Source organism: Kitasatospora sp. CM 4170 (assembly GCF_032110285.1).
GTDB classification, from domain to species: domain Bacteria; phylum Actinomycetota; class Actinomycetes; order Streptomycetales; family Streptomycetaceae; genus Kitasatospora; species Kitasatospora aburaviensis.
The window spans coordinates 8,595,803-8,609,023 of the sequence record NZ_CP134877.1 but is presented as its reverse complement, the minus strand read 5'-3'; the positions used below and the strand labels follow the sequence as shown (position 1 = coordinate 8,609,023).

The window sequence follows — 13,221 nt, the reverse complement described above, 5'->3', positions numbered from 1 at the left end:
ACCGAGCGGCCCGCGCGGGGGCCTAGCGGCAGACCTCGCCCTGCTGGTCGGCGAGGACCTTCTCGGTCAGCTTGCCCAGCGCCTTGGTGACGGGCTCCACGTCGGCGGTCTTCCTCGGGAGGATGCTGGTGTCGGCGCTCACCGCCACGGCGACGCCCTTGGAGTGGTCTCCGCTGCAGTAGTCGAACACCGAGGCCCCCGGACCGCCCGCCACGACGCCACGACCGATCAGGTCCTTCGCCGACGCGTGGCCGGGCTCCTCCGGTTCTTCGGGATCGACGCCGAACACCGAGACGCTCACAGCGGTCTCCCCGTCGATCTCGATCGTGCAGTAGATGTGCTTGTCGCCCCTCACCTCGCGGTGTTCGGTACCCGGGCGCCCCTTGGGCAGGACGGTGGCGAGCGGCGTGCCGGCGGCCCGCTCCAGCCCGCAGAGGGTCTGCTTCGGCCCGGCCTCGTCGTCACTGCCGCCGAGGACCAGCACGGCCCCGACCACCACCGCCGCCACCACGGCCGCCGCCCCGCCGAACAGCCAGAGCCGTCGGCCCCGACCGCCCTCCGAACCGGAGATCGTCTCGGTCGTCTCCAACGAGGCGTCCGGCTGAATGTCCGTCATGTGTCCTGTCCCCCTGATGCGCCGGGCTCCCGCCCGGCGGTGAACTGCTTGGATGCGGCGCGGAGCATATCCCGGAACGGACTCCATAATCATCACAGCAGTCGCACAATTCCCGGGAAACTCAGGGCTCTTGGTACGTGCCCCCTAGGGGTCCCCGCAGGCGCCCCCGACCCGGTCCGCGCCGGTCAGCGGGCCCAGTCCGGCTTCCAGACCGGCTGCGGACCGGACGGCAGCACCGCGAGGTGGCGGCGGAGCAGGGCCAGGGCCGGGTGGGTGTTGTCGCGGTGCCACAGCAGGTAGTGCGGGTAGACCGGGGTCGGGTCGAGCACCGGGATGCGCCGGAGGTCGCAGCCGGTGGGCCAGACGAGCCGGGTCTGCGCGCCGACCAGGCTGGCCACGGCCGTGGAGTCGGCGACCACCTCCAGCAGACCCTCGATGCCGAAGTTGGGGCCGGTCGACTCGATGCCGAGCCCGAACGCGGTGGCGAGGTCGTCGTAGTAGGCGGCCCATTCCGTCCCCGGGACGATGCCGGGGATCCAGATCCGGTGCCCGAGCAGCTCGGCCGGCGTCACCGACCGGGCGTCGGCGAGCGCGTGGCCCGGTCCGGTGAGGAGTTCGTGGGGCTCGTCCAGCGCCGGGGCCGCCTCGATGCCCTCGGGCAGCTGGAGGCCGGGCGCGGTCACCGCGCGGAAGGTGGCGTCGATCGTGCCCGCGGCGAGCTCGGCGAGCGCGGTCGCCGCGTCGAACAGCGTCACCACGTCGAGGTCGACGTCCGGGTGCGCCCGGTGGAACTCGCGCAGCAGCGCCGAGGGGGCGAGGCGGGAGCCGAGCACGTCGACGCGCAGGGCCCGGCGGCCCGGCCGGACCGAGTCCGCGGCTCGTTCGGCCGCCCGCAGCAGCTCGCGGGCATGCGGCAGGAACGCCTGACCGTCGATGGTGAGCCGGGCACCGCGCGCGGTGCGGGTGAACAGCCGCACGCCGAGGTCCTTCTCCAGGACGGCGACGCGCTTGGAGACGGCCTGCTGGGTGATCGACAGGTCCGCCGCGGCCTCCTGGAACCGGCCCGAGTCCACGACCGCGACGAAGGTGCGTACGGCTTCGAGGTCCATGCCGCCAGCCTAGGGCCCGTCTCGGTGCCGCGGCTCTGCGGCCACAACCAGCGGTTGTGTCCGGGCTGCCCGGAGGTTGTTTGCCCCCGGACCCCGCAGCTCGCTTTGATGCCGGTCGGCGGCGACGGGCGAGAGGCGGGGTGGGCATGACGGAGGCGGTTGCGGGACGGCGGGCGGCCGGGGCGTCCCTGGGGCGGCCGTTCCGGTGGCTCTGGGCGGCGTACGCGGTCAGCGCGCTCGGCACCCGACTGGCGTTCAACGCATTTCCGCTGGTGGCGTTGCAGGTCCTGCACGTAGGCCCGGCACGGGTGGCGGCTCTGGCGGCCGCCGGCGCGGCCGTTGGCGCCGTGGTGGCGGTGCCGCTCGGGCCGTGGGTGGAGTTCCGCCGGAAGCGGCCGGTGATGGTCGCGATGGACGCCGTGCGGTTCGCGGCGCTGATCAGCGTTCCGGCCGCGTACGCGCTCGGCCTGCTCGGCTTCGCCCAACTGCTGGTTGTGGCGGTGGTCGTCGCCGCCGCCGACATCGCCTTCGGCGCGGCCTCCGGGGCCCACCTCAAGGCGCTCGTCCCACCGGCCGACCTGCTCCGCGCGAACGCGCGGTTCGAATCGACGGCCTGGACCACCACCGTCCTCGGACCACCGCTGGGCGGTGCCGCGGCCGGTCTGTTCGGCCCGGTGGCGGCCGTCGCCGCCGATGCGGTCAGCTACCTGCTCTCCGCCCTGGGCCTGCGGGCCATCGGCGGGCGGGAGCCGCAGCCCGGGCGCCCGACGGCCCCGCTCCTGCGCCCCGCCGGTCTGGCCGAGGGGTGGCGGTACCTGCTCACCGACCCGGTGCTGCGCCCGCTGTTCCTCAACACCGTCCTGGTGAACGGCCTGATCATGGCGGCGGAGCCGCCGCTCGCCGTCCTGATGCTCGGCGGACTCGGCTTCGCTCCCTGGCAGTACGGGCTCGCCTTCGCCGTGCCGTGCGTCGGCGGGCTGATCGGCTCGCGGCTGGCCGGGCGGCTGGTCACCCGCTTCGGCCGGCACCGGGTCCTGCGCACCGCGGGGGTGCTGCGGGTGTGCTGGCTGCCCGGCCTGGCCTTCGTCGGACCGGGCCCGGTCGGGCTGCTGCTCGTGATGGCGGTCGAGTTCGGGCTGATCCTCTGCGTGGGCGTGTTCAACCCCGTCCTCGCCACCCACCGGCTCGACCGTACGCCGACGGACCGGCTCGCCCGCACCCTCGCGGCCTGGTCCGTCACCGGCAAGGCCGTCATCGCGGCGCTCACCGCGCTCTGGGGGGTGCTGGCCGCCGTGGCCGGCCCGCGCGCGGCGATCACGATCGCCGGCCTGCTGGCCCTGGCGACGCCACTGCTGCTCCCCCGGCGGGAGCTCGGCGCGGACCATGCACCCGGCGACACGGCGGGCCGCGGCGCCGACGGGCGCACGACCGACCGGACGGCCCGGTGAACCGTCCGCCCGGGGAGGGAGCGCCCGGCTCCGCCCGCTGTCGGTGCCGCGTGCCATGCTGGGGCGGTGCGCTTCGAATTCGATGCCGAGCTGTGGATCTGGGACGCCCGGCGGTCCGACAGCTGGACGTTCGTCAGTCTGCCCGCCGAGGCGTCCGAGGAGATCCGGGATCACCCCGGCGGGCCGCCGCGCGGCTTCGGCTCGCGGCGCGTCCAGGTCACCGTCGGCGGCAGCACCTGGCCGACGTCGATCTTCCCGGACAGCACGCGCGGCTGCTACGTCCTGCCGGTCAAGCGTGCGGTCCGCAAGGCCGAAGGCCTGGAAGCGGGTGACACCGCCTCGGTGACCGTCGAACTGCTGGACATCTGACGTCCAGGACCTGTCGGTCCTAGACGACGCAGAACTCGTTACCCTCCGGGTCCTGCAGGACGACGGCGTAGTACGCCATGTCCGGCTTGTCCATGATCCGCAGCACGGTGGCACCGGTCTCGGTGAGCCGCTCGACCTTTGCGGTGACCCGCTCGGTGCGGACCGCCAGCGGGACCTCCCGCCCTCCGCCCACCTTCAGGTCGAGGTGCAGCCGGTTCTTGGCGACCTTCGGCTCCGGGACCTGCTGGAACCAGACCCGCGGCCCCCGCCCCGCCGGATCGACGATCGACTCCGGCGTCTCCCCGGCCCCGGCGGGCAGCTCCTCCGCGGGCACGCCCATGTCCGCCCAGTACTCCCGCCACGTGGCGTGACCGCCCGGTGGAGGCTCCGGAACGTACCCCAGAGCCTCGGCCCAGAAGCTCACCAGCCTGCGCGGGTCGGCACAGTCGATCACCAGCTGCAGCGTCATCTCCATACCCGGAGGATGCCACGCGGGTCCGACGGCATCGACTCCTCCTCATCGGGCTCCACCCCTCGCCGGTCCGGTCGGCCGGCGTCGAGCCGAGCAGCGCGACCGGAGTCCTCGCCCAGGCCTTCGCAGGCCGACTCGATCGCTTCCGGCCGAGGGCGGGCGGGTTCTGCCATGTGTGCGATCAATTTGCGTTATCCCCACCAGCCTGACGGGTCTCCTGTGATGTCGACGCATGACGCGTCGGCCGGCCGGGTGGGGCGGGCATGGTGGGAGAGCCACGACGCCGTACCGGACCGCAGGTTGGAGACTAGGAGTCCGTGTCCTCATGCAGTCCATACGTCGCCGGCAGGGGCTGGCCGTTGTCGTGGCGATCGGTGTTGTGGCAGCCGCAGCGAGCGCGTGCGGCCCGGAGGCCGGCGCGCAGGCCTCGGACAGGTCCGGCGCGGTGGCCGCGGCGGTGGAACCCGTCGGCGGCCTCCCGTCGGCGGATCCGGCTTCCTCACCGTCGGCGACCGCCTCCGTTTCCTCACCCACGACGGCGACCGCGACCGCGTCGGCCACGACGTCCGTGGTGGCCACCCCGTCGACGTCTACGAGCACCCCGACCTCGGCGGTCACCCAGGCCTCGCCGGGCCCGGCCGCCCCGAGCGTTCCTCCCAAGACACCGGCCGGCACCGCCGCGTCGGGTCCGGCCGCGACGACTCCTGCCAGTGGTGCGCCCCGTCCGGGCGCCTCCACGCCGTCGCCCCGGACCGCTCCGAACACCGGCAACGGCAACGCGGCGCCGGACCGCTCGGCCGGCGGCGCCGAAGCGCTCTCACTGCGGCTGATCAATGAGGAGCGGGCCCGCAACGGCGTCCCGGCCCTGGTGGTGAAGGCCGATCTGACGGCCTTCGCCGAGAAGTGGGCCCGGCACATGCGCGAGACCGGGTTCGCCCACTCGGAGAACGCCTCGGGTGCCGGTCCCAGCCTGACCGGGAGCCGGACGCTGACCGGCGAGTGCATCGTCATGTGGGGCGACGCCGCCATGACCGGGGAACAGGCCGTGGTCCAGTTCCAGAAGATGTGGACCGACTCCCCCGGCCACCACGCCGCGCAGATCAACCCCCGCTACAAGGAGATCGGCGTCGGCCTCTTCCACGATTCCAGCGGCTGGTGGGGCGTGCACGAGTTCGCCGGCTGACTGCCACCCCGGCGTTCCCGGGTGAACCGCCACCCCACTGTCACCGGGCGCACCCCGGCCCGGCCCGTCGAGGGGGCCGGGCCGGTGGGGTCGGCTAGCGTCCGGGGTGTGGTGGAGATTCGACGGGTCGTCGGCTCGGAAGCGGAGCACCCAGCGGCGCAGCACCCAGCGGCGCAGCACCCGACGGCGCAGCGCCCGGCGGCGCCCGAGCTGGTGTGGTACGCCGCGTACGGCTCGAACATGCACGCCGAGCGGCTGAACGTCTACCTGCGGGGCGGGCGCCCGGCGGGCGGGGCGCGCAGCTGCCCGGGGGCGCGGGACGGACGCCCGCCGCGGCGCAGCGTGCCGGTGGTGCTGCCCGGGGTCCTCTACTTCGCCTCGCTGTCGCTGGTGTGGACCGGCGGGTCCGGCTTCTACGATCCCGGTGCGGACGGGGAGATGCCCGCCCGCGCCTACCTGCTGACCGCCGAGCAGTTCGGCGACATCGCCCAGCAGGAGATGCGCCGGGAGCCGCTGGGGGACCTCGACCTCTCGACGGTGCTCGTCACCGGCCGCGAGCGGCTCGGGCCCGGCCGGTACGAGACGCTGGTCTGCCCGGGCGACCTGGACGGGCTGCCGGTGCTGACCTTCACCGCGTCGTGGTCGCCGGCCGAGGCGGTGCTGAACGCGCCGTCCGCCGCCTACCTGCGCAACCTCGCCTCCGGGCTGGCCGAGGCCCACGGCTGGGGCCCCGGCCGGGCGGCCGACTACCTCAGCAGCCGGCCGGGCGCGGCCGGGCACTGGACGGCGGACGCCGTACGCCGGGCCCTGGAGGGCGCCGGGCCGGCCGGCTGACGCACCGGCAGGCGGCCTCGGGGCCCCCGGTCACCGAACGGGACCGAACGGGACCGAAGGACCGGGTCAGCGCCGCGGGAGGCGCTGGGGCGGGCGCAGCTCACTGGGCTGGACGAGGACGAAGCCGTCCCCGGTGAAGGAGAGCTCCCAGCCCTCGGTCGCGGTGCCGTGCCGGCGCCAGGCCTCGGTGTTGGCGCTCTGCGCCTGCAGCTGCACCTCCAGGGCCGACGACCAGCCGACCACCGCGTCGGCGTCCGCGTAGACGTACTCGCCGGCCCGCACCGGCATCACCAGCGGGCGGCCGGAGGTCATCACCACCAGCCGGCCGCGACCGGACAGCTCCAGGCTGCGGTTGCCGACGCCGGAGATCCGCTCGCCGCCCTCGATGTCGACCGTCCGCCAGGTGATGCCGGCGTCGAGGGCCAGCAGGTAGGAGCTGGTGATGGTCAGCCGGTCGCCCTGCAGGTCCAGGATGTGCAGGTGCTGGGCGAGGTTGGCGAGGTAGACCGTGCCGGTGCCGGTGCAGCGCATCAGGTCCAGGGCGGCGGGTTGCTGCGCCGAACCGATCGGCCCGCCCTGCTGGTTGCGCTGGCTGCGGGGCGGCCGCCAGCCGGTGAACCGCACCCGGCCGGTGTGCGCGACCATCGCGCCGGTGCGGGCCAGCACCTCGGCCCGCCCGTCCAGCACGACCCGCAGCAGCTGCGGGTTCTGCAGGGCGAACCGCTCGTCGCCGGTCAGCGCGGTGTGGTCGAGAAGGGGGCTGTGCACGGTGATCGCTGCTCCTCAGCTGCGGACTGTTCAGCCGCGGATCTTGAATCGGTCGGAGGTCTCCTCGCTGGGCTGGACGACGACGAAGCCCGAACCCCGGAAACCCAGTTGCAGCGCCTCTCCGCTGCCGCGGCCGATCAGCGAGCCGACCTTGAGGGTGCGCCTGGTCTGGATCTCCAGCCCGGTGGTCCAGGCGACCAGCGCGTCCGGGTCGACGTAGGTCGCCGCCTCGGCGCAGTCCAGCACCACGGGGACGCCGTGGGAGGTGACGGACACCCAGCCGCTGCCGCGCACCGTCACGTTGTAGAGCCCGGTGCCGGCCAGCAGCGCCGGACCCTTCACCTTCTCGACGGTGCACGCCAGCGAGGCGTCCAGGGCGAGCAGGTGCGAGCCGTTGACGGACAGCGCCTCGTCGTCGAGCTGGAGGTTGAGCACCTGTGCGCCGAAGTCGGCCAGGTAGAGGGTGCCGTCGCCGAACCAGCGCAGCAACGGGCTGCGCTCGCCCGAGGCCCACTCGCCGAGCGCCCGGCGGAGCGACTGGGAGACCGGCTCGTACTGCAGGTAGCCGTCGTAGGCCACCATCGCACCGGCCTTGGCCAGGACGTCCTGGCCGTTGGTGACGGCCACCTTGCACATCGCGCCGCCGTGGTTGCTCATCCGCGCCGTGGCCGGCGAGGCCGTGTACTCCTCCAGGTACGTGCCCGAGAGCACCTGCCGCTCCATCGGTACCTCCTTGCTCCGGGCTCTGCGCCCGCTCAGACCTCGAACGGCTGGACGACGATGAAGTTGCCCGGCCCGCCCCGGAACTGCACGCTGAACGCCTCCGCGGCGTGGCCCCGGTAGGCGGAGCGCCGGATCCGCACCGGGGCGGTGGTGATCACCTGGGCCCCGCGCGACCAGGCCACCAGGGCGTGCAGGTCGGCGTACGTCTCGGGTGCGGGGGTGACCGGGAGCACCACCGGGATGCCGGTGGTCTTCACGACGACCGTGCCGTGGCCGCTGAACTGGAGCGTGTAGAAGCCGCCGTTCGGCAGGCCCTCGCCCTCGATCCGGCGGACCTCGTGCTCCAGGTGCGCGTCGAAGGCCAGCACCCGGTCGGAGCTGACGCAGAGCGCGTCGCCCTCCAGCCGCACCAGGTGGAGGTGGCTGGCCTCGTCCGCGAGGAACACCTGGCCCTCGCCGGAGACGCGCATCAGCTTGAGCGTCTGGCCGGTGAGGTTGGCGGTCAGCTTGCGCAGCATGCCGGAGCTCTCGTGGGCGAAGTCGGCCTGCCCCTGGTAGGCCACCATGCTGCCGTGCAGCGCGAGGACGTCCTGGTCCTTGGTGAGGGTGTAGCGCACCAGGTGGTCGTTCTGCCGGACCCAGCCGGACTGCTCGGGGACCTCGGCGTACTTGACCAGGCTGATCCGGACGCCGGGCGGCCCGGGCGCCGGGGCTGCGGGCGGCGGCGCCGTGGGTGGCAGCGGGGCGGCGGGCGGCAGCGGGGCGGCCGGCGGCGCCTGCTGCACCGGCACCTGAACGGTGGGCGCGGGTACGGGGGTCGGCGGCACGCCGGTCGACGGGGCCGGTACCGGGGCGGCCGGCGGTTCGTCCTCCTCCATCGCCTCGCCGCCGAAGTTCTCCAGCAGCGCCCGCAGGCCGCCGTCGAAACCCTGGCCGACCGCCGTGAAGCGCCACTCGCCGTTGCGCCGGTAGAGGTCGGCCAGCATCACCGCGCGCTCGGTGCTGAACTCGGCACCGGTGAAGGAGTACCGGCCGACCTCCGCGCCGTCCGCGACCACCCGGACGTAGCCGGAGGCCACCTGCGACATCACGCCGGCGCCGTCGATCGCCGCGGTCAGGCTCAGCCGGTGGATCGCCGCCGGGACGTCCGGCAGCAGGACGCGGAACGCCTCGGTGTCACCGGACTGCGCGCCCAGCAGCCGGACCGAGCCCTCGGGGCTGGCGGGCTGGTTGAAGAAGACGAAGTAGCGGTCGTCGCTCAGCCGCTCCTCGGCGTCCAGGCCGAAACAGCTGACGTCGATCACCAGCCCCGGGGCGTCCAGGTGCACCCCGAGGTAGAGCTCCGTCCCGGGTGTCAGATCGGCGATGCGCACCCGCGCGGCCTTGGTGAGTTCCCTGCTCATGGTGCCGGACCGGCCCTCCCCCTCTGTCCCGGGCGTGGTTCCGCGACCCTACCCCACCCGGTCCGGACGAAGCAGCGGCCCGAACGGTTGCGATCCGGCCGACCTCACGATCGACCGGGCCCGCACGATGAGCCGGGCCCGCCGACCGGCCCGTCGGCCCGTCGGCCTGTCGAGGCCCGCGAGCCCGCCGACCGGTCAGCCCGGCAGGCCGACCGCGCGGTCGCCGCTGCGCCGCTGCTGGACGACCACCGCGACCACCAGCAGGGCGCCCTGGGCGACGTTCTGCCAGAAGGAGTTGATGCCCTGCACGGTGAGCCCGTTGTCGAGCGCGCCCAGCAGGGCGACGGCGAGCAGCGTGCCGCCGATCCCGCCCTTGCCGCCCTTGAGCGCGCAGCCGCCCAGCGCGGCGGCGGTGATCGCCTTCAGTTCCAGCCCCTCGCTGCCGGAGACCGGCTGGCCGGAGCCGGTGCGGGCGGTGAGCAGGATGCCCGCGACCGCCGCGACCACGCCGATCAGGGCGTAGACCGCGACCAGGTACTTGTTGATCGCGATGCCGGCCAGCCGGGCGGCGGTGTCGTTCCCGCCGATCGCGTAGAGGTTGCGGCCGATGTCGGTGTACTTCAGCAGCACGTGCACCGCCACCGCGACCAGGATCAGGATCCAGACCATCACCGGCAGGCCCGCGATCCGGCCGCGGCCGAGGAAGACGAACACCGCGTCGTTGAGGACGTACCCCTGGGCCCGGCCGTCCGAGACCAGCTGCGCGACGCCCTTGTAGGCGGCGAGGCCGGCCAGGGTCGCGATGGTGGCGTTGACCCGCCCGTAGACGATGACCGCGCCGTTGAGGACGCCGACCAGCGCACCGACCGCGAGCGCGGCGGCCATGCCCGTGAAGGCGTTGGAGCCGGCGGAGGTGAAGGCCATCGCGCTGACCACCGAGGCCAGGCCGGCCTGGGAGCCGACCGAGATGTCCAGGCCGCCGCAGATGATGACGACGGTCTGCACCACGGCGAGCAGGCCGGTGATGGTGGCGGCCTCGGCGATGACCTGGATGTTGTTCCAGCTCAGGTAGTTGTCGTTGAGGATCCCGAAGACGGCGAGCACCGCGACGAGCGCGCCGACCAGGCTGAGGTTCTGGCCGCCGAGCCCGGCGATGGCGCCGAGCGGGCCGGCGGGCCGGGTGCGGGCGGTGCTCTTGGAGGTGTTCTCCAGGGCCGGCGGGGTGGCGGCGCTGGTCATGAGGCGGCTCCGGGGGCGGTCGTGGTGGTGATGTCGTCGGCCATGGCGAGGCGCAGGACGGCGGTCTCGGTGGCTTCGGCCCGGCTGAGTTCGCCGGTGACCCGCCCGCCCTGCATGACCACGATCCGGTCGGCGAGGCCGAGGAGTTCGGGAAGCTCGGAGGAGACGACGACGAGGGCGACGCCCTGTTCGGCCAGGTCGGCGATGATCCGGTAGATCTCGGCCTTCGCGCCGACGTCGATGCCGCGGGTCGGCTCGTCCAGGATCAGCACCTTCGGCCGGCGGGCCAGCCAGCGGGCCAGGACGACCTTCTGCTGGTTGCCGCCGGAGAGGGTGCGGACCTCCTGTTCGACGGACGGGGTGCGCACCCGCAGCCGGTCGGCGTACTGCCGGGCGAGGTCGCGCTCGGCCGAGCGGCGCACGAAGCGCAGTCGCCGCAGGCGCTCCAGCACGGCGATGGAGGTGTTCTCGCGGATCGACCGGTGCAGGAAGAGCGCCTGGTCCTTGCGCTCCTCGGGGGCGAGTCCGAGGCCCGCGCGGATCGCCCTGCCGGGGCTGCCCGGGGGCAGCGGCCGGCCGTCCAGGGTGATGCTGCCGCTGTGCACGGGCAGGTCGCCGGCCAGGGCAAGGGCGAGTTCGGAGCGCCCGGCGCCGACCAGGCCGGCCAGGCCGACGACCTCGCCCGCCCGGACGGTGAGGTTCACGCCCCGGACGTGGTCGGTGGTGACGTCCCGGACGTCCAGCACGACGCGGTCGGTGGCGACCGCGCGACGTTCGAACAGGGTGGAGAGGTCGCGGCCGACCATCTGGCGGACCAGGTCGCCCTCGGTGGTGCGGCTCGCGTCCTGCACGCCCACGAGGGCGCCGTCGCGCAGGACGGCGATCCGGTCGGCGATCCGGAAGATCTCCCGCATGCGGTGCGAGACGTAGACGACGGCGATGCCCTGGGCGCGCAGGCGGTCGATGAGCGCGAAGAGGGCCTCGGTCTCGTGCTCGGAGAGCGAGGAGGTGGGCTCGTCGAAGGCGATCAGCTTGGCCTCGCCGGTGAGGGCGCGCATGATCTCGACCAGTTGGCGCTGGGCGGCGGTCAGGTCGGAGCCGAGCAGCTCGGGGTCGAGCAGGCCGGAGAAGCCGAACCGTTCCAGGTCCGCGGTGGTGCGGCGGCGCAGCTCGGCGCGGTCCAGCCGGCGTCCGGCGGCGGTGGGCAGGGCGCCGACGTGGACGTTCTCGGCCACCGAGACGTGCGGGACGATCTCGGGCTCCTGCGGGACGATCCGGATGCCGAGGGCCCGGGCCTGGGTCGGTGAGCGGAGCTCGACGCGTTCGCCGTCGACGAGGACGTGGCCCGTGCTGGGCCGGTGGTCCCCCGTCAGGATCTTCAGCAGGGTGGACTTGCCGGCGCCGTTCTCGCCCATGAGGGCGGTGACCCGGCCGGGCGGGAAGTCGAGGGTGACGCCGGTGAGGGCCTGGACGGTGCCGAAGTGCTTGCCGACGTCCGCGAATCCGGTGGGGCCGGCGGGCGGGCGGCGGGTGCCAGGCCGGTCGGCGCCGGGCCGGTCGCTGCGTGGCCGGTCGGCGCCGGGCCGGTCCCCGGCCGGACGGGCTTCGGCCGGGTGCGGTGCGCCGGTGGGGTGGTGGTCTCCGGTGGGGCGGGACGCGCTGGTCACGGGTGGGTCACCTCGGTGCTTCGTGCGGGAGGGCGGTGCGGTCGGGCGGCCGCCCGGCTCGGGGCCGGGCGGCCACGGGTGCGGACCGGTCAGTTGCAGGTGACCCCGGCGCTCTTCCAGGTGGCGGCGTCGACCATGGTGGTCCTGGCGAACGCCTCCGCGGGCATCTCCTTGCCGTTCTTGAGCTTGTCGTACATCGTCTGGACGGCGAGCGCGCCGACGTCCCGGCCGTTGATGTACAGCGCGGCCTTCATGCCGGTGGGCTGGGTGCCGCCCCAGTCCTTGCAGGCGAGGTAGGCGCCGAGACCGACGCCGATCACGTCGTCGGCGCCCACCCCGGCGTTGCGCAGCGCGGTGACCCCGCCGTGTACGTTCTCGTCGTTGCAGCCCCAGACGACCCAGTGCTTGACGCCGGGGTTGGCGGTGACGGTCGCGGCGACCTTGTCCTGCGCGCCGGTGGGGGTGTTGTCGGTCGCCACCTCCAGGGTGCGCACGCCCGGGGCTGCGGCGTCGAACGCCTCCTTGGCCGCCTTGACCCGGTCCCCGCAGACGGTGACGTCCTGCTTCCAGGCCGCGATGATCCGGGTGTCGGCCGCGGTCCAGCCGGCCTTGGTGTACTCCTGGGCCGCCCGCTTGCCGACCTCGCCGCCCATCTGGGCGCCGCTGAAACCGACCCGCGGCACCAGGTCGGTCTTGGCGCAGGACGCCGGGTCCGGGCCGGTGGCGCAGACCTGGTCGTCCGAGGTGAGCAGGCCGATCTTCGCGTCCCGTGCGGTCTGGACGACCTGCGGCCCCACCGCGGGGTCGGGCACCACGACGATCACGCCGTTGGTCTTCTGGGCGATGGCCGCCTGCACCTCGCTGACGGTCTTGTTGGCGTCGTTGCCGAGGTTCACCACCTTGAGGTCGACGCCGAGTTCGGCGGCCTTCGCCTTGGCTCCGGCCGCCTCGCCGACGAAGTACTCCTGGTCGCCCTGCTTCTGCAGGTAGGTGATCGAGATCTTGCCCTCCACCGGGGCGACCGACGGGGAGCCCGAGGTGGTCTCCTGTCCGGTGGAGCACCCGGCGGCGGTGAGGCCCAGGGCGAGCAGCAGGCCGGCGGAGGCGCGGCCGGTGGTGCGTCGGATCATCAGGGGGTTGCTCCTCTGCGCCGGGCGGCGGGTCGCGGATGTCCGGCCCGCCCTACGAACAGTCAGATCTCAACAGGTTCAAACGTGATGTGAAATATCGCATCGCCCCCGGCCCGGCCGTCAAGGGCTCGGACGCGCCGAGATCAAGCTGTGACATGACCTGGTCGATTTCGCCAACTCGCCCATGTACTGGCCGATTCGACCACAGTGACCGATCCGCGACGGACCTCTTGAGCCCAGCCTCCGGGCACGCCTATGCT

13 protein-coding genes are annotated in these 13,221 nt (G+C 73.8%); 4 read left to right on the top strand and 9 right to left on the bottom strand.

The window, feature by feature from the left end:
- Positions 1-22: 22 nt before the first annotated feature.
- Both RMN57_RS35955 and RMN57_RS35950 read right to left on the bottom strand, forming a co-directional pair.
- Complete coding sequence (locus RMN57_RS35955) at positions 23-616, bottom strand: hypothetical protein (protein ID WP_313767496.1); 594 nt, start codon at positions 614-616, stop codon at positions 23-25.
- Between the two features lie 185 nt (positions 617-801).
- Positions 802-1,725: a LysR family transcriptional regulator gene (locus RMN57_RS35950; RefSeq protein ID WP_313767495.1), complete on the bottom strand. Its 924-nt coding sequence runs from the start codon at positions 1,723-1,725 to the stop codon at positions 802-804.
- Between the two features lie 146 nt (positions 1,726-1,871).
- Here RMN57_RS35950 and RMN57_RS35945 point away from each other — a divergent pair, with 146 nt between their 5' ends.
- Both RMN57_RS35945 and RMN57_RS35940 read left to right on the top strand, forming a co-directional pair.
- Positions 1,872-3,173, top strand: a complete 1,302-nt coding sequence (locus RMN57_RS35945) for an MFS transporter (RefSeq protein WP_313767494.1) — start codon at positions 1,872-1,874, stop codon at positions 3,171-3,173.
- Positions 3,174-3,239: 66 nt separating this feature from the next.
- A complete protein-coding gene (locus RMN57_RS35940) occupies positions 3,240-3,542 on the top strand; it encodes a DUF1905 domain-containing protein (RefSeq protein ID WP_313767493.1) in 303 nt (100 codons plus the stop codon).
- Between the two features lie 19 nt (positions 3,543-3,561).
- On the opposite strand, the gene RMN57_RS35935 is transcribed toward RMN57_RS35940, so the two are convergent.
- Positions 3,562-4,017 carry a VOC family protein gene (locus tag RMN57_RS35935; RefSeq protein WP_313767492.1) on the bottom strand — a complete coding sequence of 152 codons (456 nt, stop codon included), beginning with the start codon at positions 4,015-4,017 and terminating at the stop codon, positions 3,562-3,564.
- 568 nt (positions 4,018-4,585) lie between these two features.
- Here RMN57_RS35935 and RMN57_RS35930 point away from each other — a divergent pair.
- Together RMN57_RS35930 and RMN57_RS35925 are read left to right on the top strand one after the other, a co-directional pair.
- Complete coding sequence (locus RMN57_RS35930; RefSeq protein ID WP_313767491.1) at positions 4,586-5,197, top strand: CAP domain-containing protein; 612 nt, start codon at positions 4,586-4,588, stop codon at positions 5,195-5,197.
- A gap of 108 nt (positions 5,198-5,305) precedes the next feature.
- The gene (locus RMN57_RS35925; protein ID WP_313767490.1) at positions 5,306-6,031 is read left to right on the top strand and encodes a histone deacetylase; all 726 of its coding nucleotides are present in this window, start codon (positions 5,306-5,308) and stop codon (positions 6,029-6,031) included.
- A 66-nt stretch (positions 6,032-6,097) separates the two neighbouring features.
- Here RMN57_RS35925 and RMN57_RS35920 read toward each other — a convergent pair whose 3' ends face one another.
- From RMN57_RS35920 to RMN57_RS35895, 6 genes are all read right to left on the bottom strand, one after another.
- The gene (locus RMN57_RS35920) at positions 6,098-6,799 is read right to left on the bottom strand and encodes an AIM24 family protein (RefSeq protein WP_313767489.1); all 702 of its coding nucleotides are present in this window, start codon (positions 6,797-6,799) and stop codon (positions 6,098-6,100) included.
- A gap of 30 nt (positions 6,800-6,829) precedes the next feature.
- Positions 6,830-7,522, bottom strand: coding sequence for an AIM24 family protein (locus RMN57_RS35915; protein ID WP_313767488.1), 693 nt, complete (start codon positions 7,520-7,522; stop codon positions 6,830-6,832).
- 32 nt (positions 7,523-7,554) lie between these two features.
- Entirely contained in the window at positions 7,555-8,925 is a 1,371-nt protein-coding gene (locus RMN57_RS35910; RefSeq protein WP_313767487.1) for a TerD family protein, read from the bottom strand.
- 195 nt (positions 8,926-9,120) lie between these two features.
- A complete protein-coding gene (locus tag RMN57_RS35905; protein WP_313767486.1) occupies positions 9,121-10,164 on the bottom strand; it encodes an ABC transporter permease in 1,044 nt (347 codons plus the stop codon).
- On the bottom strand, positions 10,161-11,831 hold the full coding sequence (locus RMN57_RS35900) for a sugar ABC transporter ATP-binding protein (RefSeq protein ID WP_313767485.1): 1,671 nt from the start codon (positions 11,829-11,831) through the stop codon (positions 10,161-10,163). The genes RMN57_RS35905 and RMN57_RS35900 overlap by 4 nt, the downstream gene beginning before the upstream one ends.
- Positions 11,832-11,920: 89 nt before the next feature.
- Positions 11,921-12,961 (bottom strand): substrate-binding domain-containing protein, encoded by a 1,041-nt coding sequence (locus RMN57_RS35895; protein WP_313767484.1) that lies wholly within the window; start codon positions 12,959-12,961, stop codon positions 11,921-11,923.
- Positions 12,962-13,221 lie beyond the last annotated feature (260 nt).